This is a genomic window from Marilutibacter maris, assembly GCF_006546735.2.
GTDB lineage: Bacteria > Pseudomonadota > Gammaproteobacteria > Xanthomonadales > Xanthomonadaceae > Marilutibacter > Marilutibacter maris.
This window is the reverse complement of sequence record NZ_VICD02000032.1, coordinates 1-23,818: the sequence shown is the minus strand read 5'-3', so window position 1 is coordinate 23,818 and position 23,818 is coordinate 1. Positions and strand designations below refer to the sequence as shown.

Sequence of the window (23,818 nt, the reverse complement as noted above, 5' to 3'; positions counted from 1 at the left end):
ATCCGGCCGCTTGCCGGCCCCCGGAGTTGTTGAACCGATGAAGATCCCTGCTGTAGTCAAAGCGACCGTCCTGACCGCGATCACCACCGTGGCGGTCAGCCTCGCCTTCGCCCAGGCCCCCGATGCGCCGCAGCCGGGCCAGGCCCAGCCGACGCCGGGCGCGGCCCAGGCGCCGGCCAGCGATGCGCTGCCGGTGCCGCCGGCTCCGGAGGTCGCCGGTACCGCATGGATCCTGATGGACGCCGCCAGCGGCAACGTGCTGGCCGGCCACAACATCGACCAGCAGGTCGAGCCGGCCAGCATCACCAAGGTCATGACCAGCTACGTGATCGCCGCCGAGATGGCCGGCGGCAAGGTCAAGGAGGACGACCCGGTCATGATGACCGAGAACGCCTGGCGCAAGGGCGGCGCCGCCACCGATGGCAGCTACTCCGGGTTCGAGGTCAACAAGACCGCGCCGCTGATGGAGATGGAAAAGGGCATGGTGGTGCAGTCGGGCAACGATGCCGCGATCGCGCTGGCCGAGCATGTCGCCGGCACCGAGGCCGCGTTCGCCACGCTGATGAACCAGTACGCGCAGCGCATCGGCATGAAGAACAGCCACTTCGTCAATGCCACCGGCCTGCCCGACGAGGGCCATGTCACCACCGCCCACGACCTCGCCCTGCTCGGCCGCGCGCTGATCCACGACTTCCCGACGGCCTACTCCTACAACTCGATCAAGGAGTACACCGTCGGCACGATCTCGCAGTCCAACCGCAACTTGCTGCTGTGGCGCGACAACAGCGTGGACGGCATCAAGACCGGCCACACCAGCGCCGCCGGCTATTGCCTGATGGCATCGGCCAAGCGCGGCGAACAGCGGCTGATCTCGGTGGTGATGGGCTCGACCTCGGAAGCCAAGCGCGCCAGCGACAGCCAGGCACTGCTGAACTGGGGCTTCCGTTTCTACGAGACCCACAAGCTGTACGAGCCCGGTCAGGCGATCGCGACCCAGAAGACCTGGAAGGGGCAGGCCGACGAGGTCAGGCTCGGCGTCGCCGAACCGCTGCTGGTCACCGTGCCGCGCGGCCGCTACGAGCAGCTCAAGCCGATGATGGACGTGCCCCGGACCCTGGTCGCCCCGATCGCCGGGGGCCAGGCGATCGGCACGGTCAAGGTGATGCTCGACGACGAGGTCATCGCCCAGCGCCCGCTGGTGGCGATCGAAGGCGTCGAGCAGGCCGGCTTCTTCAAGCGCCTGTGGGACGAGTTCTGGATGTGGTGGGAGTCGGAGTAAGCCTTCACCACCCGTTCCAGCACCCCGACGGGGCCGGCCTTCGCCGGCCCCGTTGCGTTTCCGGGCCAGGGAGCCTTCGATCGATCAGAGGCTCCGTGCGCCAGGGATGGCGCACGCGCGGATCAAGCACGCAGCAAGGTCGAGCCAGGCCTGCCCCTGCGATGCCCGAACACGTCCAGGAAGGATTGGTTCGGACCTTGCCTAACGGGGCCGTCCGGAGCTGACCACCCCGCACTCCCAGCCGTCGTAGCCGCCGCCGCACTCGCGCGCGGCCCGCAGCAGCGGCAGGGTGATCGCCTCGATACGGTCGTGGCCCGGGATGTCCTCGCGCCACAGCTTGACCCCGTAGTCGCTGCGATCCGCGTCCGGCTCCAGCAGCTCACGGACCTGGAAGCCCAGCGCCGTCATCCGTTCGATGAATCCGGCGCGCTGTTCCGGCTGCGGGAAATAGGCCCAATGGTCGATCTGGCGGGGCTGTGCGAGCGCGTCGCCGTTGCGGGTCAGCGCATCGAGCACCTGGCGGTTGCTGATGAAGTTGAAGCCTTCCTCGTCCGGATACAGGAACTCGAAGTAGGCGCCCCAGCCGGGATCGGCCTCGACATCGGTCTCGTAGCCGTAGCCGGGCTCGGCGGCCATCGTCTCCGCCAGCCAGTCGGTGCTTTCGTGGCCGGAGCGGGCGTAGAAGATGAAGTCCCGCCGTCCGTCGCTGGTGCAGCGACCGACGTAGAGCAGGTCGTGGCGTGCGCAGGCCTCGTTCAGGCGGTCCTCGATCGTGGCCAGCGTCTCGAACTCGTCCTCGCTGGACAGGCCGTCGTCGCGCGGGGCACGCAGGCGCAGGCGCAGGTGCTGGCGGAGCGGGTACTCGTCCCGGGGCGGGGCGTCGCCGATGCCGATATCGACGAAGATCGACGCCGGATGGTCGTCGACGTGGCAGAAATAGAAGTCCCAGTTGTCGCTCATCAGTCCTTTGTCCCGGCTCGGCTGGTCCGGTGATCATAGAATCTACCGGGACCGGCGGGCGACCTTGGGTCGGCTGCCCGCCGCCCCCATAATCGGGGCATGGAAATCAAGTCCGACAATCCCGAGCACGGCTTCCAGTTTCCCGGTCACTTCGAGCTCAGCGCCATGGGTTCGGCCACCGCCGGCCTGGAGCGCGAACTTCCGCAGCGGCTGATGGAGGCCGGGATCGACGTGGAGAGCGAGTCGATCCAGTGGAAGCACTCGTCCAACGGCAAGTACGTATCGGTGCGGATCCGCTTCCGTGCCGACAGTCGCGAGCAGTACGAGCAGGCCCACCAGGTCCTGCGCGACCACCCCGAGGTCAAGTGGACGCTGTGAGCGCTCCCGTCGCGGCGGACGGCGCCGGTGCGGCGATCGCGCCGGAGGTGCCGCCGGCGCGGCTGCGCGACCTGGGCCGCCAGCCCTACGAGCCGGTCTGGCGGGCGATGCAGGCCTTCACCGACGCGCGCACCGCGCACACGCCCGACGAGCTGTGGCTGGTCGAGCACGATCCGGTGTTCACCCTCGGCCAGGCCGGCAAGGCCGAGCACGTGCTGATGCCCGGCGAGATCCCGGTGATCCACGTCGACCGCGGCGGCCAGGTGACCTATCACGGCCCCGGCCAGATCGTGCTGTACCCGCTGCTGGACCTGCGCCGGCTCAAGGTCGGGGTGAAGGAATACGTGTGCCGGGTCGAGCAGGCGATGATCGACACCCTGGCCGACTGGAACATCGAGGCGCTGCGCCGCGACGGCGCTCCCGGCGTCTACGTCGGCGACGCCAAGATCGGCGCGCTGGGCATCCGCGTCCGCCACGGCTGCACCTTCCACGGGCTGGCCTTCAACATCGCGATGGACCTGGAGCCGTTCCGGCGCATCAATCCCTGCGGCTATGCGGGGTTGCAGGTGACCTCGATGGTAGACTTGGGCGGCCCGTCCGGCCCGGACGCGGTCAAGCCGGTGCTGATCGGGCACCTGGCCCGCCTGTTCGGACTGGACGTCGAAGCCGCCCCCGCGCCGGCCCTGCCGGCGGACTGAACCGCCCCACGCACTCCAAGCCACCGTCATGACCGAATCCAAGACCATCCCGCTCGCGGTCGTCAGCGGCGACAGCCCGTCCCAGGCATCGCTGGAAGTGGGCAAGAAGCAGGTTGCCGGCGACAAGATCTCACGTTCGCCGGTCCAGTTCGCCGACGTGCCGGTGCTGCGCAAGCCGTCGTGGATCCGGGTCCGGATCCCCTCCGGCAACGCCGTGCAGAAGCTCAAGGAGAAGCTGCGCGAGAACCGCCTGGTCACCGTCTGCGAAGAGGCCAGCTGCCCCAATATCCACGAGTGCTTCGGCCACGGCACCGCGACCTTCATGATCCTCGGCGAGGTCTGCACCCGCCGCTGCTCGTTCTGCGACGTCGCCCACGGCCGGCCCAAGCCGCCGGACCCGCAGGAGCCGAGGCACCTCGCCGACACCGTCGCCGACATGGGCCTGCGTTACGTGGTGGTCACCAGCGTCGACCGCGACGACCTGCGCGACGGCGGTGCCCAGCACTTCGTCGACTGCATCGCCGCGATCCGCGAGAAGACCCCGTCCACCCGGGTCGAGATCCTGACCCCCGACTTCCGTGGCCGCGGCCGCATGGAGCGCGCGCTGGAGATCCTGGCGACGAATCCGCCGGACGTGTTCAACCACAACGTCGAGACCGTGCCGGACCTGTACCGCAACGTGCGTCCGGGCGCCGACTACCAGTGGTCGCTGACCCTGCTGCAGAAGTTCAAGGCCCAGCATCCGCAGGTGGTCACCAAGTCCGGGATCATGCTCGGCCTGGGCGAGACCATGGAGCAGGTGCAGGCGACCCTGCGCGATCTGCGTGCGCACGATGTCGACATGGTCACCATCGGCCAGTACCTGCAGCCCAGCGCCCATCATCATCCGGTGATGCGCTACTGGACGCCGGATGAATTCAAGGCGCTGGAGGAGTACGGGCTCGAGCTGGGCTTCAGCCATGTCGCCTCCGGCCCGCTGGTGCGCTCGTCCTACCACGCCGACCGCTCGGCGATGGAAGCCGGCGTCGCCGCCTGAGGCCGCTCCGCCGGGCCCGGCGCGGTGGCCGTCGCCACCGCCCGCGACGATCCCTGGCAAAGCCGCCGCGGCCCTGGCTGAACGCGCCGATGGGCTTCGCTCCGGTCTTCCGATGTCGCCGCGGTGGGACATTCACGCGCCCGTCCCATCGGGCTGTCAGGATGAACGGCCAATGCCCGGCATCCACGCACGGGGATCCGTCCATCAACCTGAACCGCATATCGGCGCCTGGCCGCCTTCCACGCGGCGACACGTGACAGGACCTGCAACTTTCGGCACTGTGAGGATGTCCGAGTCCTGCACAAGCTGGGAGCGGGCCATGCCGGGTCGGCCGCGTCCGCCCGCCGGCACCCCCTCGAACAAAGATCAGGCCGCCACCGCGGCCGCAAGATATCCGCGATGACCTCCAAGACCTCCCTGTTTTGCGCGTTGCTGCTGACCCTCCCGCTGGCCCATTCGGCCTGGGCCGACGATGCGGCGCAGACGGTAGCCAAGGCCGGGCCCGCCGCGACTGCGTTCTCGGCGACCCAGGACCAGGCCAACGCCGCCAAGCTGGTCTACGGCCTGTTGTCCGACAGCCGCTACGCGTACCGGCCCAAGCCGCTGGACGACGCGCTGTCGGCGGACATGTACAAGCGCTACCTGGAGTCGTTGGACGGTGGCAAGCAGTTCTTCACCGCCGCCGACATCGCCCGTTTCGACCGCTGGAAGCTGCGGCTCGACGATGCGCTCAAGAGCGGTGAGCTGGACCCGGCCTACGCGATGTTCGCGACCTACCGCCAGCGCGTCGACGAACGCGTCGCCTTCGCCCGCGAACTGCTCAAGGACGACGGCGCCTTCGATTTCAGCGGCGACGACCGCTACGAGTACGACCGCGAGGACGCGCCCTGGGCGGCCGACAGCGCCGAACTGGACACGCTGTGGCGGCAGTCGGTGCGCAACGACTGGCTGCGCCTGAGGATGGCCGGCAAGCAGCCCGAGGACATCCGCAAGACCCTGGACCGGCGCTACGAGAACCTCGCCAAGGGCATCGCCGAGCTGAAGGGCGAGGACGTGTTCCAGACCTTCCTCAACAGCTACGCGAATGCGATCGACCCGCACACCGACTACCTGACCCCGCGCTCGGCCGACAACTTCAACCTGTCGATGTCGCTGTCGCTGGAGGGCATCGGCGCGGTGCTGCAGAAGCAGGACGACGTGGTCGCGATCCGCGAGATCGTCGCCGGCGGTCCGGCCGGCAAGTCCGGCCTGCTCAACCCGGGCGACCGCATCGTCGCGGTCGGGCAGGGCACCAGCGGGGCGATGGAGGACGTGGTCGGCTGGCGCATCGACGATGTCGTCGCCAAGATCCGCGGCAAGAAGGGCAGCAAGGTGCGCCTGGACGTGATCCCGGTCGAGATGGGCCTGGATTCGCCGCCCAGCCGGGTGGTGCTGGTGCGCGACCGCGTGCGCCTGGAGGACCAGGCCGCCAAGTCCAAGGTCATCACCATCCCGGCCACCGACGGCGCTCCGGTGCAACGGATCGGCGTGATCGAACTGCCCGGCTTCTACCAGGACTTCGAGGGCCGTCGCCGCAACGCCGACGACTACGCCTCGGCCACCCGCGACGTCGCCCGCCTGCTGACCGAGCTGCGCGGCAAGAACGTCGACGGCGTCGTGCTGGACCTGCGCAACAACGGCGGCGGGTCGTTGAACGAGGCGATCGAGCTGACCGGCCTGTTCATCGACCGCGGTCCGGTCGTGCAGGTGCGCGAGTCCGGCGGCCGCGTCGTCGTCAACGGCGACGAGGACAGCGGCATCGCCTGGGAGGGCCCGTTCGCGGTGCTGATCAACCGCGGTTCGGCGTCGGCGTCGGAGATCTTCGCCGGCGCGATCCAGGACTACGGCCGCGGCCTGGTGATCGGCGAGACCACCTTCGGCAAGGGCACCGTGCAGAACCTGATCGACCTGGACCGCTGGCCGGCCAACGAGGCGCCGCGCTTCGGCCAGGTCAAGCTGACCATCGCCCAGTTCTTCCGGGTCAGCGGCGGTTCGACCCAGAACAAGGGCGTGGTGCCGGACATCGCGTTCCCGGCCTCGGTCGACGCCAGCGAGTTCGGCGAGAGCACCTACGACAACGCGCTGCCGTGGACCAAGATCTCGGCGGTGCCGCACGTGCGCTACGGCAACTTCGAACCGTTGCTGCCCAAGCTGCAGACCCTGCACACCGCGCGCATCGCCGGCGACAGGGAGTTCCAGTGGTGGTCGGAGGACGTCGCCCAGTACCGCGCCGAGAGCGAGAAGACCTCGGTCAGCCTCAACGAGGGCGTGCGTCGCGCCGAGCGCGACCGCGAGCAGGCCAAGCGCAAGGCCCGGCAGGAGGAGCGCAAGGCGCTGGGCCTGGCGCTGGATCCGCTGGCCGACGTCACCGACGACGGCCTGGCCGCCAGCGAGCGCGACATCGTCAAGGACGCCGAGCGCGAGAAGCTCGCCGAGGACCGCCCGGATCCGCTGCTGCGCGAGTCGGCGGCGATCCTGGCCGACGCGGTGCGCCTGCTCGATCGCGACAAGCAGCTTTCCGCCCAGGTGCTGCCGACCGCCAACCAGCCCGGCCACTGGGCGGACTGATCGGCGTTTCCCGGACGCGCCCGGGGGAGCCCCGGAGCGTCCGCGCAGGCGGCGCAACGCGACCGACACGACGGGCACCTGCGGGTGCCCGTCGTCGTTCAAGGCCCCGCAATCCCGGCGAGCCGCGGCCAGCGACTCAGCGGCGCCTTTTCGCGGTGGTGCGGGTCGGCAGTTGCAATCCGGCCTTGACCACGTCGAACACCATCCGCGTCTCGTAGCGCTTGATGTTGCCCTCGTCGAGGAACAGGCGGTCGACGACCTCGCGGCAATGGGCGACGCCGGTCGTCGCCACGATCACCAGATAGTCCCACTCGCCGGCCAGGGTGAAGCATTGCTGCACCTCGGCCGCGGCGCGCATGCGCGCCTGGAAGCCGGCGTGATGCTTGGCGGTTTCCCGCTCCATCGCCACCAGTACCGTGGCCAGCACCACATGCGGCAACTGCACCGGGTCGAGCACCGCGACCTGGCGCAGCAGGCCGTGCTTGCGGTAGCGGCTCAGGCGCCGTTGCACCGCACTGGCCGACAGCCCGACGGTATCGCCGAGCGCGCTCAGGGTGGTGCCGGCATCGCGTTGCAGCAGCTCCAGCAGGCGGTGATCGAACTCATCGAGGAGGAGGGGCTGGGCCATGCAATATTTTTGCGTTCCCGTGCACAAATAATCAAACCGCGTGCGGGGCGTTTTGGCTAGTCTGTGAACAACCCGAACGTATTCCCGCATCCGGCGGTGCGCGTTCCGGTCCGTGCGACGCGCGGCCGGAATGCCCTGCCGGTGTCGGCGACGGCGTCGGTCGCGTCAGCGGATTCACCCTTCCTCCCCCAACCGCTCCTCCCCCGTCTGTTTCAACCGCGTTCGCTTCACCCGGCTGTTCCCGTTCCTCCCCCACGTCTGGATCACTCGCATGAGCAGCTTCGCATCGACCGCCGCCCGGGCCGCACCGGGTGGTATTGCCGTCGCCTTGGCCCTGGCCGCGGTCTATATCGTCTGGGGCTCGACCTATCTCGGCATCCGCTTCGCACTGGAAGGCGGCTGGCCGCCGCTGTTGATGGCGGGCGGACGTTTCGTCATCGCCGGCACGCTGATGTTCGCGGTGCTGCGCCTGCGCGGCGAGGCCGCGCCGACGCGGGCGCAATGGGGCTCGCTGGCGGTGATGGGGCTGATGCTGATGCTGATGGGCCTGGGCAACGGCCTGGTGACCGTCGCCGAGCAATGGGTGTCGTCGGGACTGGCGGCGATCTCGGTCGCGTCGATGCCGTTGTGGATGGGCCTGTTCGCGACCCTGCGCGGCGAGCGCCCGCAACGCGAGGAGTGGCTCGGTCTGGTGATCGGCTTTGTCGGCGTGCTCTGGCTCAATGCCGGCAGCGCGCTGTCGGCGACCCCGCAGGGACTGTTGGCGCTGCTGATCGCGCCGATCGCCTGGGCGTTCGGGTCGGTCTGGAGCCGTGGTCGCGACCTGCCGTCGCCGTTCATGTCGGCGGCCGGGCAGATGCTGTGCGGCGGTGGCCTGATGCTGATTACCGGCGTGCTGCTGGGCGAGCGGATGCCGGCGTCGCCCTCGCTCAAGGGCACGCTCGCGGTCGCCTACCTGGTGGTGTTCGGTTCGATCGTCGCCTTCAGCGCCTACATCTGGCTGTTGCGGCACGTGCGCCCGGCGCTGGCGTCCAGCTACGCCTACGTCAATCCGCCGGTTGCGGTGCTGTTCGGCGCGTTGTTGGCCGGCGAGCGCTTCTCGTTGCATGCGTTGGGGGCGATGGCGGTGATCCTGGCCGGCGTGGTCATGGTCACCCTCGCGCGCAGTCGCCAGAGGCCGCCGGCGGTCGAGCCGGCGACGGAGCCGGCGGCATGAGCGCCGCCATCGACCCGCGTCGCGACCATGTCGCCGGCATGTGGGCCGGGGTCGGCGCGTTCGTGCTGTGGGGGCTGATGCCGCTGTACTGGCGCCTGCTGGAAGCGGTGCCGTCGTGGCAGATCGTGCTGCACCGGATCGTGTGGGGCGCGCTGCTGGTGTCGGCGTTCCTGCTGTGGCAACGCGGTCGGGGTTGGTTGCGTGCGGTCCTGAGGCAACCACGCACCGCCGCCCTGCTGGCGTTGAGCGGCATCCTGATCGCGTTCAACTGGGGCCTGTACGTGTGGGCGGTCAATGCCGGTCACGTGGTCGAGACCAGCCTGGGCTACTACGTCAATCCGCTGCTGAACGTGGTGCTCGGCGTGGTCCTCTTGCACGAGCGCCTGAACCGCGTGCAGTGGGTCTCGGTCGCGCTGGCGGCCTGCGGGGTGGCGTGGCTGACCCTGCGCTTCGGGCAACTGCCGTGGATCGCCCTGGGCCTGGCATTGTCGTTCGGCATCTACGGCCTGCTGCGCAAGCAGGTCGCGGTCGATCCGGTGGTCGGTCTCGGGGTCGAGAGCCTGTACCTGCTGCTGCCGGCGATGGCGGTGCTTGGCTGGGCCGAGTTCCGCGGCCACAGCGGCTTCTTCGCGTTCGGGGCGGCGCCGGGTTGGGGCTGGGGCACCGACCTGTTGCTGGTCGCCAGCGGCGTGCTGACCGCGCTGCCGCTGATCGGCTTCGCCTACGCGGTGCGCCGGGTGCCGCTGTCGGTGGTCGGCTTCCTGCAGTACATCGCACCGACCCTGCAGCTGCTGATCGGCGTGGTGGTCTTCCACGAGCCCTTCGACGGCGAGCGCGCGCTGGGCTTCGCCTTCATCTGGGCGGCCCTGCTGCTGTTCGCCGGCGACGGGGTGTTGCGGGCACGGCGCCAGCCGGCGGTGGCCGCCGGTTGAGGGGCCGCGCGCCGTTCCCCGCAAACGAAACAGGCCGCGGGAAGTCGCGGCCTGTTTCGTCGCAGGACGTCGACGACTAGCCCGCGCGCAACGCCTCGGTCACCGGCAAGCGCGCCGCCCGCAGCGACGGGAACAGGCCGCCGACCAGGCCGATGCCCAGCGCCCACTTCAGGCCGCTCCACAGCAGCTCCGGCGAGACGTTGAACTTGAACATCACCTGGCTGAAGTTGCCGCTGAGCGTGGACACGCTGTAGTTGTTGAACACCAGCCAGGCGATCAGGCCGCCGAGCAGGCCGCCGAGCAGGGCCAGCAGCATCGTCTCCAGCATCACCCCGACCACCACCGGCAGGCCGCGGAAGCCGATCGCGCGCATGGTCGCGATCTCACGGGCGCGGCCGGCGACCGCGGCGTACATGGTGTTGAGCGCGCCGAACACCGCGCCGATCGCCATGATCGCGCCGATGACCTTGCCCAGCACGTTGATCAGCTTGCTCAGGCCCTCGGACTGCTTGCTGTAGTAGTCGCGGGTGCTGAGCACGTCCAGCTTCAGCCGTGGATCGGCCGCCATCGCCGCCTTGAACGTGGTCAGCGCCTTGGCGTCGGTCAGGCGCGCGGTCACCGACTGGTAGGCGGTGCGCTGGTAGGTCGAGGCCAGGGTCTCGGCATCGGCCCACAGTTCGGAGTCGTGCGAGTCGCCGGAGGCGAAGGCGCCGACCACGGTCCAGTCCTGGTTGGCCAGCTCGATCGTGTTGCCGACCTCCAGCCCGACGTACTGGTTCTTCGCGCCCTGGCCGACCACCAGTTCGCGCTTGCCCGGCTCGAAGCGGCGGCCTTCGACGATCTTCAGCTGCGGCCGGATCGCCCAGCCGGCATCGCCGACGCCGCGCAGCTGGGCGTTGGCGTCGGTGCCGTCGGCGCGGGTGACCATGTTGACCACCTGCGACAGCTCCGGCGAGACCAGCGGCTGGCCGTCGCGGTCGCGGGCGATGCCGTCCAGGCCCGAGATCAACGGCACCTGGTCGCGGCCGATCACCGAGTTGGTCTCCGCCTGCGAGCCCCCGCGCAGCACGATCGCGGTGTCGTCGCGACCGGTCTGCTGCAGGGTCTTCTGGAAGCCCGAGCCCATCGCCAGCATCGCCACCAGCACGCCGACCACGCCGGCGATGCCGATCACGATCACCGATGAGGCGCCCCAGCGCTGCGGCAGGCTGGCGATGCCGATCCGGGTCGCCTCCAGCGCCAGGTGGCCGCTGCGGGTGAAGGCCAGCCACAGCGCCGAGGCGACGGCGAGGGCGAGTACGCCCTGCCATGGCATCAGGATCCACAGCACCAGGCCGACGATCAGGGCGAGGACCACCAGGGCGTTGCCGAGCCATTTCTTGATGCGGTTCATTGCGGCGTCCTCCGCTGCGGACTGCGTGTCTGGATTCGATGGCCGGCGACGCCGGCGGGATTGGTGGCGGCCATGTCAGCGGCCCGCCAGCGCATCGACGATGTTCAGGCGCATCGCCCGCGTCGCCGGCAGCACCCCGACCAGGAAGCCGATCACGATCATCAGCGCCAGGCCCAGCAGCCAGGTGTTGGCCGGCACCGTCGGCAGCTGGATGATGCCGCCGCTGGCGGCGCTGACCGCCGGCATCACCGCCGAGGCGATCGCCAGCCCGATCGCGCCGCCGAGCACCAGCAACAGCACCGCCTCGGCCAGCACCAGCGCCAGCACGCTGCGGTCGGTGAAGCCGATGGTCTTCAGCACCGCCAGCTCGGGGATGCGCTCGCGCACCGCCTGCGCCATCGTGTTGCCGGTCAGCAGCAGCAGGGTGAAGAACACCGCGCCCATGATCGCGCTGACGATCAGGCCGATGTCGGCGAACTGCTTGACGAAGGCCTGGTTGAAGGCCTGCTCGGTCTGGGTCTTGGTCTCGTGATCGGAGTTCTCGCTGAGCTTGTCGATCGCCTGGGCGACCTGGTCGGCCTTGGTCGGATCGTCCAGTTGCACGATCCACCAGCCGGCGCGGTCCTTGACGAAGTCGTTGGCCTCGTTGAAGTAGTCCCAGCGGAAGTACAGCGCGTTCTCCTCGCCCTTGCGCTTGGAGTCGGTGACCTTGAAGGTGCCGACCAGCTTGAACTCCCAGTTGTTCTCGCCCTTGGTCGGGAAGATCGTCGCCTGCAGCGGGACGATGTCGCCGACCTTCCAACCGAAGCGCTGGGCCAGCGATTCGCCGACCACCGCGCCGTTGCGGGTCGACTCGAACGCCTTCAGCTGCGCCGGGCCGATGTCGTACTCGGGATAGGCGTCGAAGAAGCCCGGCCCGACCGACATGTTGGGGAAGAAGTTGCGCTGGTCCTGGTAGATGCCGCCGAACCAGGCCGCGTGCACGGCCTTCTTGACGCCGGGGACGGCGGCGATCTGCGGCTCCAGCCGCATCGGCAGCATCTGCGTGATCGACAGCCGCGAGGCGACCACCAGGCGGTCGTAACCGGCGACATTGGTGCCGGCGTTGAACGCCACGCGGACCGAGTCGAGCATGCCGAACAGCAGGAACGCCACCACCACCGACAACAGGGTCAGCACGGTGCGGGTCTTGCTGCGGAACAGCGCGGCCCAGATCAGGTGCAGGTATTTCATGTCTGCGTACTCCAGCGGGTGCGGGTGCCGCGCGTGGCGGCAGGGCAGGCGGTGCGCGATGCCGTGACCGTGGGGTCAGGCGACGCGGCGGACCTGCTCGACCAGCGTGCCCTTGTCCAGATGGAGGGTATGGGTGGCGTACTCGGCGGCCTTGGGGTCGTGGGTGACCATCACGATGGTCTTGCCGTGGTCGCGATTGAGCGTCTGCAGCAGTTCCAGGATCTCCTCGGCCGACTGCCGGTCCAGGTCGCCGGTGGGCTCGTCGCAGATCAGCAGCTTGGGGTCGGAGACGATCGCGCGTGCGATCGCCACGCGCTGTTGCTGGCCGCCGGACAGCTCGTTGGGCTTGTGCTTGCCGCGCTCGGACAGGCCGACCAGTTGCAGCGCGATCTCGGCGCGGCGACGGCGGTCGGCCGCGTTCAACCGGGTCAGCAGCAACGGCAGCTCGACGTTCTTCTGCGCGGTCAGGGTCGGCATCAGGTTGTAGAACTGGAACACGAAGCCGACGTTCTGGCTGCGCCAGTGCGAGAGCTGGCCGGCGCTCATGCTGTCGATGCGCTGGCCCTCGATCTCGATCTCGCCGCCGGTGGGCGAGTCGAGCCCGCCGATCAGGTTCAGCAGGGTGGTCTTGCCGGAGCCCGACGGCCCCATCAGCGCGACGAAGTCGCCGGAGGGGATCTCGAAATCGAGGCCGTGCAGCACTTCTAGCTTCTCGGGGCCACGCTGGTAGGTCTTGACGAGCTTGCGGATCGATACAAGTGCGGTCATGGGACTTGCCTCGCTTCGGAATGGGGCGGCGCGTGTCCGGCGCCGTCTGGAATCGGGTACTGCGTCGCCGTCGTCGCGGACCGGCATTACATCGTCACGACGAACGGCGGCTCATGGATTCGACGCGCCGTCGTCGGCGACCTCGACCTTGCCGCCATCGGTCAGCGCGGCCGGCGGATCGAGGACGACGGTGTCGCCGCCGGACAGGCCTTCGGAGACTTCCAGGTCGTCGCCGAGGGTGCGGCCGACCTGGACGCCGCGACGCGACGCGCGGCCGTCGTCGACGACGAAGGCGACCTGGCCGCCGTCGCGCTCGACCACCGCGGCAGCCGGCACCAGCACGCCCGGCGGCGGCGCATCGGCCCGGGCCGGCTCGGCCTTCTCCAGGAAGCTCACCCGCACCCCCATGTCGGGCACGATCCGGGCGTCCTTGCTGTTGAGCGCGATGCGCACCTTGACCGTGGCCTTGCCGCGGTCGGCGGCGGGGATGATCGCGATCACCTCGGCCGGGATCTTCCAGTCGGGGTAGGCGTTGAGGGTGGCTTCGACCGGCATCTTCGGCTGCACGCGGCCGATGTAGGCCTCGTTGACGTCGACCTCGACCTCCAGCGAGTCCATGTCGACGATGGTGCCGATGCCGGTGCGGGTGTAGCCGCCGCCCGCCGACAGCGGCGAGATGATCTCGCCCGGCTGCGCCGCCTTGGCGATCACCACGCCCGCGAACGGGGCGCGCACGATGGTGTTGTCGACGCCGATCTCGGCGATGTCGAGCTGGTCGGCGGCGACCGCGGCGTTGCGGCGCGCGGTCACCAGCTGCGCGCGCAGGGCGTCGCGCTGGGCGACGGCCTGGTCGTACTGCGCCTTCGACACCAGTTGCTGGCCGACCAGGGTGTTGAGCCGCCGCGCGTTGGCCTCGGCTTCGGTGAGCTGGGCCTGGATGCTGCTGGTCTGGCTGCGCGCGGCGTCCAGCTGGGCGCGGGCCAGCGACTGCTGGGCCTCGGCGTCGACCGGGTCCAGGGTCGCCAGCACTTCGCCTTCCTCGACCCGCTGGCCTTCTTCGATCAGCACCTCGCGGACCCGGCCGGTGACCTTGGCCGAGACGGTGGCGATGCGGCGGGCGACGACGTAGCCGGTCGCGTCCAGCACCGAGGCGCTGCCGCCGCCGCTGCCGCCGATCGCGACGGCCTGCGCGGTGCGCACTTCGATCGCGTCACCGCGAGCGAACAACGCCCAGCCGGCGATGCCCGCGGCCAGTACCGCCGCGCCCACACCCAGCGCGATCCACGGCCCGCGCCCGGAGGACGGCGGTGGCGCGTTGCGGTCGATGCGGAGTTCCTTCAGCAGATCGGCGGAGTTGTTCATGGATATCCCGGACGGATGGGGCGGTTCGATGTGACCGGCGCCGCCACGACGCAGTGCAGGATCGCGTGGCGATGGGGGCAAACCAAGTGACAGCTGTCATGCGCTTGCGGTGGCAGCCGACAGGCAGGGAGATCGCCGGGGACATGTGCGCCGGAGCTGCGTGCCGGTCCTGGGCAACGACGGAACTTCATGGCGGGTCCCTGCGAGAAGTCTGGCCGATTGTGCCGATTGTGGCGGCGCCATCCAACCCGGCAGAGGTCATGACAGGTGTCATGGACGCGGGATGGCAGGCGCCACTGCCGCCGCGCCGGGCCGCGGCCTAGGGTGGCGGCATGCCCACAGGAGTGGATGAAATGAACGTCGCCGACAGCTCCAGCCCCGCCGCCCGCCTGTCCGCCGTCACCCTGCGCTACGGCGCGGTGCAGGCGCTGGATGGGGTCGACATCGAACTTCCGCGCGCGCGCCTGACCGCGGTGCTCGGCCCCAATGGCGCCGGCAAGACCTCGGCAATTGGCCTGTTGCTGGGATTGCGGACGCCGGATTCGGGCACCGTCGAGGTGTTTGGCGGTTCGCCGCGGGAGCGGGCGGTGCGCCAGCGGATCGGGGTGATGCTGCAGTCGGCCGGCATCCAGGAGGTGCTGAAGGTGCGCGAACTGCTCGAGCTGACCCGCAGCTACTACCCGGACCCGCGCAGCGTCGCCGACTGCGTGGCCCTGGCCGGCCTGGACGGACTGCTGGAGCGTCGCTACGGCGCATTGTCCGGGGGCCAGCAGCGGCGGGTGCAGTTCGCGTTGGCGATCTGCGGGCGGCCGCACCTGTTGTTCCTCGACGAGCCGACCACCGGCCTGGACATCGAGGCGCGCCAGCGCCTGTGGCGGGCGATCCGCGATCTGGTCGCGGAGGGCTGTTCGATACTGCTGACCACGCACTATCTGGAGGAAGCCGAGGCCCTGGCCGACCGGGTGGTGGTGATCGACCGCGGCCGGGTGATCGCCGAGGGCGGCGTCGCCAGCATCCGCGCGCGGGTGTCGCAGCGGCGGATCCGTTGCCTGAGCGCGCTGCCGGTGGAATCGGTCGCCGGATGGGCGTCGGTGAGCGCGGTGCGCCGCGTCGATGCGCACCTGGAGATCGTCGCCGACCAGGCCGAGCCGGTGGTGCGGCGGTTGCTGGAGGAGGACGCCGCGCTGTCCGAGCTGGAGGTGCGGCGCGCCGGATTGTCTGAGGCCTTCCTCGCGCTCACCGCCGGCGATGGCGGCGCGGCGCTGGAGGAGGCGGCGTGATGGCTGCGACCCCCCCGAGCCCGTCCGCGCCGGCACCGGTGCTGCGCGCCTGTCTGATGGAAGCGCGCTGCGAAGTGTTGCGGATCCTGCGCACGCCCTCGTTCGCGCTGCCGACCCTGTTGTTCCCGCCGCTGTTCTACGTGTTGTTCGGCATCGTGCTGGCCTCCAAGGGCGGCGCCCGCCCGGAGGTCGCGACCTATCTGTTGGCGACCTACGGGGTATTCGGGGTGATGGGCGTGGGCCTGTTCGGCTTCGGCGTCAACGTCGCGATCGACCGCCAGCGCGGCCTGCTCACCCTCAAGCGCGCGCTGCCGATGCCGGCCGGCGCCTACGTGTTCGCGAAGATGGCGGCGGCGATGCTGTTCGCGGCGATCTGCTCGCTGACCTTGGCACTGCTCGGGGCGACCCTCGGCCATGTCGAACTGACGCCGTTGCAGTGGCTGGGCCTGTTCGCCGTCGACGTGCTGGGCGTGCTGCCGTTCTGCGCGATCGGGCTGTATGTCGGGATGCGGGTCGGTGGCGACGGTGCGCCGGCGGTGGTCAACCTCATCTATCTGCCGATGGCCTTCCTGTCCGGACTGTGGGTGCCGCTGACGATGTTGCCGGCGATCCTGGGCACGCTGGCGCCGGCGTGGCCGGCCTACCATCTGGCCCAGCTCGCGCTGAAGGTGGTCGGCCATGACGACGGGCGTGGCAGCCTGCTGCATCTCGCGGTGCTGCTGGGGTTCGCCGCGGTGGCCATGCTGCTGGCGCGGCGCCGCCTGCGGACGTCCGCGTGATCGCGGCCTGGCCGTCGGTGGCATCATGAAGGCCGTCGCGGCAATCGCGCGCGGCGCTCGCCTGGGGGGAGTCCATCGATGAAAGGCCCGCCGTTGCCCCGCTGGTTGACGCCCGCGCCGGACTCGTTGGCCGAGCGCGAGGTGCAGGCGGGGCGTTCGCCGTGGACGCCGATGATCCACCTGGTGTGGTCGGTGTGGGTGTTCCTGACCCCGGCGATGTCCGGCGGTGCCTTCGGCTACACCCAGCGCTGGGCGCTGCTGACCCTGCTGTCGTATCCGCTGTTCCTGGTCCTGTACACCGTCACCGTGTTCGCGACTCCGCGCCGGGCCTACATCGCCGCGGCGGTGATGATCGTGGACTGCTTCGTGCTGATGCCCTGGTATCCGTCGGCGCTGAGCTACTTCGTGTTCGGCTGCGTGATGCTGGAGCCGCGCCGCGGGCGCTCGATGGCCCGCTACATGGCGTTGCTGGCCGGACTCAACGTGGTGCTGATCGCCTACGCGCTGCAGCTGGGGTATCCATGGCAGGCCCTGGTGTGGATGCCGACGGTCACGATGATCATCGGCGTGATGGTGATGTCCAACCGGGTCGACCGCGAGCACCAGGCCGGGCTGAAGCTGTCGCAGGACGAGGTGCGGCGGCTGGCGGCGCTGGCCGAGCGCGAGCGCATCGGCCGCGACCTGCACGACCTGCTCGGGCACACCTTGTCGATGGTGGCGCTCAAGTCCGATCTCGCCGGACGCCTGATCGAACGCGACACCGGCGCGGCGCGCGAGGAGATCGCCACCGTCAGCCGGATCGCGCGCGATGCCCTGTCGCAGGTGCGGCGCGCGGTCAGCGGCATCCGCGCGGCCGGCATCGCCGCCGAGCTGGCCTCGGCCAAGCTGTTGCTGGAAACCGACGGCGTCCGCTTCGACTACGCGCTGGCCGACACCTTCTCCGGCAACGCGTTGCCGCCGGCGGTGGAGAGCGCGCTGGCGCTGACCGTGCGCGAGGCGGCCACCAACATCCAGCGGCATGCGCGCGCCAGTCGCGCCGAGGTCGTGTTCGCGGTGGAGGACGGCGAGGCGGTGCTGCGCATCATCGACGACGGTCGCGGCGGCGCGATCGTGCCCGGCAACGGGCTGACCGGGATGCGCGAACGCATCGAGGGCGTCCGTGGCCGCCTGCGCGTCGATGCCGGACGCGGCCGCGGCACCCGGGTCGAGGTGCGGGTGCCGTTGGCGGCGAACGACGACCGCCTGCCGCCGGCCTGACCCGCGCGGTGACGCAGGCGCATTCTGCTAACGTGCCGCGCATGTACGACCGACACCGGTTTCTTCGATGATCCGCATCCTGCTGGCCGAGGATCAGGCGATGCTGCGCGGCGCGCTCGCCGCGCTGCTGGGCATGGAGGTCGACATCGAGGTGGTCGGCATGGCCGGCGACGGCGAGAGCGCCTGGCGCGAACTGCAACGCCTGCAACCCGACATCCTGGTGACCGACATCGAGATGCCCGGATTGACCGGGCTGGAGCTGGCCCAGCGCGTGCAGCGGCACGAACTGGCGACCCGGGTGGTGATCGTCACCACCTTCGCCCGTGGCGGCTATCTGCGCCGCGCGCTGGATGCCGGCGTTACCGGCTACCTGCTCAAGGACGCGCCGGCCGAGCGGCTGGCCGAGGCCCTGCGCACGGTCCATGCCGGCGGTCGCGCGATCGATCCCGAGCTGGCGCTGGAGGCCTGGGGCGAACACGATCCGCTCAACGAGCGCGAACGCCAGGTGCTGCGCCTGGCCGGCGAGGGCCAGTCGGCCGGCGACATCGCCGCGCGTCTGGGCCTGTCGCAGGGCACCGTGCGCAACTACCTGTCCGAGGCGATCGGCAAGCTCGGGGTCGGCAACCGCATCGAGGCCTACCGCCTGGCGCGCCAGAAGGGCTGGTTGTAGGGGCGGGACGCGCGGAGGGCTTGCGGATCGAACTCGGGCGCGACCGTAGGAGCGGCGTGAGCCGCTGAGGCTTTTGCGGGAAGACCCGGTCGCAGCTTACGCAGCTCCTACAGAAGCGGAGGCTTCTCCTCCCTACACGGGAGCGGCGTGAGCCGCGATCGCGGGATCCCGATCAGGCCGCTGCCGGCACCGACGTCGGGGTTTCCGCCAGCAGGGTGTCGACCAGGGCGTCGACGCCGGCGTTGGCGGAGGCCACCGAGGCGGCCAGGCGCTCGCCGCCGAACTCCTGGTGCTCCACCGCGACGCCGTGGATATCGTCGATGCCGATGAAGCCCAGCGCGGTGCGCAGGTGCGGTTCGAGGTGGTTCATGCGCGCCAGCGGACCGCCTTCGTCCATGCCATGCCCGCCGCGCGAGGACAGCACGACCACGCGGCGGGGCTTGTCGGTCAGCAGCGGCACGTAGGGGGCGTCGCCGCGCGAGGGGTCGAACAGCACGGTACGGCCGATCCGCACGATGCCGTCGATCCAGGCCTTGAGCGGCACCGGCATGCCGAAGTTGTACAGCGGCGCGCCGATCACCAGCAGGTCGCTGTCGATCAGCTCGTCGACCAGGGCGTTGCTTTCGGCCAGGCGCGCGACCATCTGCGCATCGCGCCGGTCGCGTGGGGTGAACTCGGCGCGGATCCAGTCGTGATCGACCGGCTGCGGCGGGGTCGCGCCGAGGTCGCGGTAGCGGACCGGATCGTCCGGGCGTGCCGCGCGCCAGCGGGTCACGAAACGGTGGCTCAGGGCGCGGCTGTGCGAGCCATGCGCGATCACGCCGTGGTGGCCGGGGCGGGCGCTGGCGTCCAGATGCAGCAGGCGGGTCATCGGGTCACCTCATCGGGTTAGTATGGTTGAAGGATTGAAGCGTTGATGCACACGCTATTGCCCGAATTAGATGGCGGCAAACGATCTTTTCTTTTCGCATGGATGAATTTAATTGACTCATGAGCCGTCGAATGCCCTCGCTGTCTTCGCTGCGCGCGTTCGAGTCCGCCGCCCGTCTGGGCAGCGCCAAGCGCGCCGCCGAGGAGTTGTCGGTGACGCCGGCGGCGATCAGCCATCAGGTCCGACAGCTCGAGGACGCGTTGGGACTGGCCTTGTTCGTGCGCCGTCCGCGCCGGCTGTTGATTACCCCGCCGGGCGCGGAACTGCAGCGTGCGCTGACCGGCGCGTTCGGCAACATCGCCGAGGCGGTCGAGCGGGTGCGCACGCCGCAACGCCGCAGTCTGACTCTCAGTGCGACGCCGGCGGTCGCCTCACGCTGGCTGGTGCCGCGGCTGCCGCAGCTGCGCGAGGCCTGCGCCGATCTCGACCTGCGCATCCACGTTTCCCACGAGCCGAGCGCGCTGGACGGGGTCGAGGCCGACGCCGCGATCCGCTACGGACATGGGCGCTGGCCCGGACTGGTGTCGCACAAGCTGTTCGACAACGTGTTCGCGCCGGTCTGCAGCCCGTTGCTGAAGCTGGACGATCCACGCGAACTGGTGCGGCACACCCTGCTGCATTTCGCGCCGCCGGGTTCGCGCAGCGCGCCGGCGGACTGGCGGGTGTGGCAGTCGCGGGCGCGGGTGCCCGGCCTGGACGCGGACGCGGGGCCGGTGTTCTCGGACGAGACCCACACCATTTCCGCCGCGCTGGCCGGGCAGGGCGTGGCGCTGATGAGCCTGGCCCTGGTCGCCGACGAACTGCGCGCCGGCTCGCTGCTCAGTCCGTTCGGTCCGCAACTGGAGGCGGCGCCGTTCCATCTGGTGTACGCGCAGTCGCGGCAGGAGGACTGCTGGCTGGCGACCCTGCGCGACTGGATCCTCGGCCTGCCGTCGCTGCAATTGCCGCGCTGAGCGGATCGCGGCTTGCGCCGCTCCTGCGAAGGGGGTGGGACGCTTCCTCTCCAGTGGGAGCTGCGTGAGCTGCGACCGGATCTTCCCGCGAAAGTCTCATCGCGGATCACGCCGCCCCGGCAGGATGGCGCCCAGCCCCCTGAGTCAGGGGGCGATTCGTGCCGCAGGCACGAATGGGGGTGTGGAGGCGCAACGGCGGGGCCCAAGGTTTGCGCAGCAAACCTTGGGGATTCCCGGGCGCAGCCCGGGAGTCGCGGCGTGAGCCCGAGCCTTCAGCCCGGGTAGCGCGCCTTCAGCATCGCGTAGGCGCTGCGCAGGCCCAGCGCCTCGCCACCGGCCGGGCGGCCCGGGCGTGCGGCGTCGTTCCAGGCGTACACGTCCAGATGCGCCCATGACGTGCCGGCCGGGACGAAGCGCTCCAGGTACAGTGCGGCGTTGACCGCGCCGGCCATCTTCGAGCCGGAGTTGGCGATGTCGGCGATGTTGCTGGTCAGGTAGCGCAGGTAGGGGCGCCACAGCGGCATCCGCCACAGCGGGTCGCGATGGGTGTTGCCGGCGTCCAGCCAGGCCTGGGCGACGGCGTCGTCGTTGGCGAACAGGGCCGGCAGATCGGGGCCCAGTGCGATGCGCGCGGCGCCGGTCAGGGTCGCGAAGTCGACGATCAGGTCGGGCGACAGTTCGCCGGCATGGGCCAGCGCATCGCACAGCACCACCCGCCCCTCGGCGTCGGTATTGTCGATCTCCACGCTGATGCCGGCGCGGGTCGCGATCACCTCGCCGGGGCGGAACGCATCGGGACCGATGCTGTTCTCCACCGCCGCCACCAGCAAGCTCAGCCGCACCGGCAGTCCGCGCGCCATCACCAGCTCGGCCAGCGCGATCGCGTGCGCGGCGCCGCCCATGTCCTTCTTCATGTTGCGCATGCCGTCGGCCGGCTTGATGTCCAGGCCGCCGCTGTCGAAGCACACGCCCTTGCCGACCAGCACCAGTTGCGGATGGCTCTCGTCGCCCCAGTGCAGCGCGATCAGGCGCGGTGCGCGATGGCTGGCGCGACCGACCGCATGGATGGCCGGGAAGTTGCGCTCCAGCAGGGCATCGCCGGCGATCGCCTCGACCTGCGCGCCATGACGCGCGCCGATCTCGCGGGTGATCGCTTCCAGGTGATCCGGGCCCATGTCCTCGGTCGGGGTGTTGACCATGTCGCGCACCCGGGTGCAGGCGGCGAGCAGTCCGAAGGTCTCGCTGTCGGCCGCGGTCACCAGCAACTGGGCGGGTGCCCGCAGCGGCGCCTTGTAGCGGGTGAAGCGGTAGCTGCCCAGGCCCCAGCCCAGCTCCAGAGCGGCGCGCTGCGCCGGGTCCAGCGAGGTGCTCAGCGACCAGTCGCGGGCCGGCAGCGCGAACGGCGCGTGGCCGTAGGCGGCGGGGTCGAGCGGGTCCTCGACCCCGAGCACCGCGCCGGCGATGTCGCCATCGGCGGCGGGCAGCACCAGGGCCGTGCCCGCCGAGCCATCGAAGCCCTGCGCGTCGGCCCACAGCTGCACCGGCGCCGGTTGGGCGCTGTGCCAGTCCGCGTAGCCGGCGCGGGTGACCACCTCCAGCGGCAGGGCGGCGGGGGCGTTGTGGGTGAAGCCGTCGGGCAGGTTCATGTGGGGCAGGACTCCGGGGGCGGCGCGGTGGCCGGCAGGGCGGGGGAACTCGTGGCCGGCAGGCTGGCATCGAGCCAGTCCGCCAATGCGGTGAGGGTGGCGAATTCCAGGTCGGGGCGCGGCTCGGCGTGCGGCCACGGCGCGATGTCGCCGCGCTCGTCGGGCCGGTTGAGCCAGCAACTGCGCAGGCCCGCGCGGTGCGCGCCGACAACGTCGAGGTCGGCATGGTCGCCGACGTGCAGGACCACGCCCGGGGCCAGGCCCAGGCGCTCGCAGGCGGCGTGGAAGATGCTTGCCTCGGGCTTGGCGGCGCCGTGTTCGCGCGCACCCAGCGAGAACGCGAAATGGTGGTCGATGCCGATCGTGGCCAGGTCGGCGTTGCCGTTGCTGACCGCCGCGACCGGCACCCGCGCCGCCAGCCGCGCCAGCGCGGCCTCGGCATCGGCATAGAACTCGACCCGGTTGCGCTCGGCATAGAACACCTCGAACGCGGTGTCGGCGTGCGCCGGATCGTCGCCGCTGAGTTCCATCGCCCGTTGCAGGCTCAGCCGCCGCAGCTGGCTGAAGTCGTGGGCGAGGTCGCGGCGCTCGGCGAACACCTGCTCGCGCAGTGCGCGCATCTCCAGGACCGGGAAGCGCTCGGCGGTGCGCGGGCAGTGCCGGCGCAGCCAGTCGTCGAGCACACGCTCGATGCGGGCACCGATCGGCGCGAACGGCCACAGAGTGTCGTCGAGGTCGAGAGTGATCGCGCTGACGCGGAAGGACATGACGGCCATTCTAACGCGGCCGGCGTTTGGCGCCGGGCTCATTCCAGCAGTCGCGCCCAGCCGTCCAGGCCCTCGATGCGCTCCAGCACCAGCTTCACGCAGACCAGGATCGGCACCGCCAGCAGCAGTCCGACGATGCCCCACATCCAGCCGGCGACCATCAGGCCGAGGATCAGCACCAGCGGCGACAGCCGCATCCGCTGGCCAAGCACGATCGGGGTGATGATCTGGCCTTCCAGGGTGTGGATCAGCAGGTACAGCCCGGCCGGCAGCAGCGATTTCCACAGTTCGTCGAAGGCGACGAAGCCCATCAGCAGCATCACCAGGATGCCGATCAGCGGGCCCACGTAGGGCGCGAAGTTCAGCAGCGCCGCCATCGTGCCCCAGAGCAGCGCCTCGCTCAGCGGTACTCCGATCGCGTACAGCGTCCCGGCCAGGACCAGGCCGAGCAGGACGTTGATCACGCTGATCGTCAGCACGTAGCGGGAGATCTCCAGCTCGATCGACTGCAGGATCTCCACCGTGACCTTCTTTTGCTGACGCCCGGGCAGCAGCGCGAGCGCGTTGCGCACCAGGTTGTCGCCGTAGACCATGAAGAAGAAGGTCAGCAGCACCACCGCCAGCACCGAGGCGAGCATCTTCGGGGTCGCGGTCAGCGAGCGGTAGGGGTCGTTGACCTCGGTGCGCACGACCTCGCGGCGCCGGCCCTGCTCGCCGCCGGCCGCCATCGCGATGTTCTCGGCGACCTCGCTGGCGTCCGTCACCGGCTTGGACCATTCGCGCAGCTTCGGCGCCAGCTGGCGCATCTCGCGCGGCACCTCGCGCATCCACTCGCCGGCCGGCTCGGCCAGTTGCACCGCCAGCAGCCCGGTGCCGGCCAGGCCGACGCCGAGCACCAGCAGCGCGGCGACGAAGCGGGGAATCCACAGCCGGCGCAGGGTGCGGATGATCGGGTTGCCGACCAGGGCGAAGAACATCGCCAGCAGGATCGGCAGGATCAGGCCTTGCGCCGCCCACAGGGTGAAGGCGATCGCCAGGGTCGCCA

General features: G+C 70.2%; 22 protein-coding genes. 12 read left to right on the top strand and 10 right to left on the bottom strand.

Annotated elements, in window-relative coordinates; translation table 11 throughout:
- The first annotated feature begins 37 nt into the window (after positions 1-37).
- Positions 38-1,279: a D-alanyl-D-alanine carboxypeptidase family protein gene (locus tag FKV24_RS02990; protein WP_111265391.1), complete on the top strand. Its 1,242-nt coding sequence runs from the start codon at positions 38-40 to the stop codon at positions 1,277-1,279.
- A gap of 201 nt (positions 1,280-1,480) precedes the next feature.
- On the opposite strand, the gene FKV24_RS02985 is transcribed toward FKV24_RS02990, so the two are convergent.
- A complete protein-coding gene (locus tag FKV24_RS02985; RefSeq protein WP_141481160.1) occupies positions 1,481-2,239 on the bottom strand; it encodes a DUF695 domain-containing protein in 759 nt (252 codons plus the stop codon).
- Positions 2,240-2,338: 99 nt separating this feature from the next.
- Between FKV24_RS02985 and FKV24_RS02980 the strand changes: the two genes are divergently transcribed.
- From FKV24_RS02980 to FKV24_RS02965, 4 genes are all read left to right on the top strand, one after another.
- Positions 2,339-2,617, top strand: coding sequence for a DUF493 family protein (locus tag FKV24_RS02980; protein WP_141481159.1), 279 nt, complete (start codon positions 2,339-2,341; stop codon positions 2,615-2,617).
- Positions 2,605-3,315, top strand: a complete 711-nt coding sequence (gene lipB, locus FKV24_RS02975; RefSeq protein ID WP_141481157.1) for a lipoyl(octanoyl) transferase LipB — start codon at positions 2,605-2,607, stop codon at positions 3,313-3,315. Before FKV24_RS02980 ends, lipB begins: the two co-directional genes overlap by 13 nt.
- A gap of 28 nt (positions 3,316-3,343) precedes the next feature.
- On the top strand, positions 3,344-4,351 hold the full coding sequence (lipA, locus tag FKV24_RS02970) for a lipoyl synthase (RefSeq protein WP_111265395.1): 1,008 nt from the start codon (positions 3,344-3,346) through the stop codon (positions 4,349-4,351).
- A 399-nt stretch (positions 4,352-4,750) separates the two neighbouring features.
- On the top strand, positions 4,751-6,958 hold the full coding sequence (locus FKV24_RS02965) for a carboxy terminal-processing peptidase (protein WP_111265396.1): 2,208 nt from the start codon (positions 4,751-4,753) through the stop codon (positions 6,956-6,958).
- Positions 6,959-7,094: 136 nt separating this feature from the next.
- On the opposite strand, the gene FKV24_RS02960 is transcribed toward FKV24_RS02965, so the two are convergent.
- On the bottom strand, positions 7,095-7,586 hold the full coding sequence (locus tag FKV24_RS02960; protein ID WP_111265397.1) for an Lrp/AsnC family transcriptional regulator: 492 nt from the start codon (positions 7,584-7,586) through the stop codon (positions 7,095-7,097).
- A gap of 271 nt (positions 7,587-7,857) precedes the next feature.
- Here FKV24_RS02960 and yedA point away from each other — a divergent pair, with 271 nt between their 5' ends.
- Positions 7,858-8,802, top strand: coding sequence for a drug/metabolite exporter YedA (gene yedA / locus FKV24_RS02955; protein WP_141481155.1), 945 nt, complete (start codon positions 7,858-7,860; stop codon positions 8,800-8,802).
- Positions 8,799-9,734, top strand: coding sequence for an EamA family transporter RarD (gene rarD, locus FKV24_RS02950; protein WP_141481154.1), 936 nt, complete (start codon positions 8,799-8,801; stop codon positions 9,732-9,734). Before yedA ends, rarD begins: the two co-directional genes overlap by 4 nt.
- A gap of 76 nt (positions 9,735-9,810) precedes the next feature.
- Here the strand turns inward: rarD and FKV24_RS02945 are convergent, their stop codons facing one another.
- From FKV24_RS02945 to FKV24_RS02930, 4 genes are all read right to left on the bottom strand, one after another.
- A complete protein-coding gene (locus FKV24_RS02945) occupies positions 9,811-11,127 on the bottom strand; it encodes an ABC transporter permease (RefSeq protein WP_111265400.1) in 1,317 nt (438 codons plus the stop codon).
- Between the two features lie 75 nt (positions 11,128-11,202).
- Positions 11,203-12,360: an ABC transporter permease gene (locus tag FKV24_RS02940; protein ID WP_141481153.1), complete on the bottom strand. Its 1,158-nt coding sequence runs from the start codon at positions 12,358-12,360 to the stop codon at positions 11,203-11,205.
- 75 nt (positions 12,361-12,435) lie between these two features.
- Positions 12,436-13,128, bottom strand: a complete 693-nt coding sequence (locus FKV24_RS02935) for an ABC transporter ATP-binding protein (RefSeq protein WP_111265402.1) — start codon at positions 13,126-13,128, stop codon at positions 12,436-12,438.
- Between the two features lie 111 nt (positions 13,129-13,239).
- Positions 13,240-14,490: an efflux RND transporter periplasmic adaptor subunit gene (locus tag FKV24_RS02930; protein WP_141481151.1), complete on the bottom strand. Its 1,251-nt coding sequence runs from the start codon at positions 14,488-14,490 to the stop codon at positions 13,240-13,242.
- A 353-nt stretch (positions 14,491-14,843) separates the two neighbouring features.
- Between FKV24_RS02930 and FKV24_RS02925 the strand changes: the two genes are divergently transcribed.
- The 4 genes from FKV24_RS02925 (at position 14,844) to FKV24_RS02910 (ending at position 18,476) form a co-directional block, all read left to right on the top strand.
- Entirely contained in the window at positions 14,844-15,770 is a 927-nt protein-coding gene (locus FKV24_RS02925) for an ABC transporter ATP-binding protein (RefSeq protein ID WP_141481149.1), read from the top strand.
- Positions 15,770-16,549 (top strand): ABC transporter permease, encoded by a 780-nt coding sequence (locus FKV24_RS02920; protein WP_141481147.1) that lies wholly within the window; start codon positions 15,770-15,772, stop codon positions 16,547-16,549. The genes FKV24_RS02925 and FKV24_RS02920 overlap by 1 nt, the downstream gene beginning before the upstream one ends.
- Positions 16,550-16,627: 78 nt before the next feature.
- Positions 16,628-17,806, top strand: a complete 1,179-nt coding sequence (locus FKV24_RS02915; protein ID WP_141481145.1) for a sensor histidine kinase — start codon at positions 16,628-16,630, stop codon at positions 17,804-17,806.
- A 67-nt stretch (positions 17,807-17,873) separates the two neighbouring features.
- Positions 17,874-18,476 (top strand): response regulator transcription factor, encoded by a 603-nt coding sequence (locus FKV24_RS02910; RefSeq protein ID WP_141481144.1) that lies wholly within the window; start codon positions 17,874-17,876, stop codon positions 18,474-18,476.
- Positions 18,477-18,648: 172 nt separating this feature from the next.
- Here the strand turns inward: FKV24_RS02910 and FKV24_RS02905 are convergent, their stop codons facing one another.
- Positions 18,649-19,347: an FMN-dependent NADH-azoreductase gene (locus tag FKV24_RS02905; protein ID WP_141481142.1), complete on the bottom strand. Its 699-nt coding sequence runs from the start codon at positions 19,345-19,347 to the stop codon at positions 18,649-18,651.
- Between the two features lie 131 nt (positions 19,348-19,478).
- On the opposite strand from FKV24_RS02905, the gene FKV24_RS02900 reads away from it, so the two are divergent.
- A complete protein-coding gene (locus FKV24_RS02900) occupies positions 19,479-20,360 on the top strand; it encodes a LysR substrate-binding domain-containing protein (protein WP_223250256.1) in 882 nt (293 codons plus the stop codon).
- A gap of 272 nt (positions 20,361-20,632) precedes the next feature.
- Here FKV24_RS02900 and FKV24_RS02895 read toward each other — a convergent pair whose 3' ends face one another.
- From FKV24_RS02895 to FKV24_RS02885, 3 genes are all read right to left on the bottom strand, one after another.
- Entirely contained in the window at positions 20,633-22,006 is a 1,374-nt protein-coding gene (locus tag FKV24_RS02895; RefSeq protein ID WP_141481140.1) for a leucyl aminopeptidase family protein, read from the bottom strand.
- Complete coding sequence (locus FKV24_RS02890) at positions 22,003-22,773, bottom strand: HAD-IA family hydrolase (RefSeq protein ID WP_141481138.1); 771 nt, start codon at positions 22,771-22,773, stop codon at positions 22,003-22,005. Before FKV24_RS02890 ends, FKV24_RS02895 begins: the two co-directional genes overlap by 4 nt.
- Positions 22,774-22,811: 38 nt before the next feature.
- Positions 22,812-23,818: AI-2E family transporter (locus FKV24_RS02885; RefSeq protein WP_141481136.1), on the bottom strand; the 1,007-nt coding region annotated here is incomplete at its 5' end.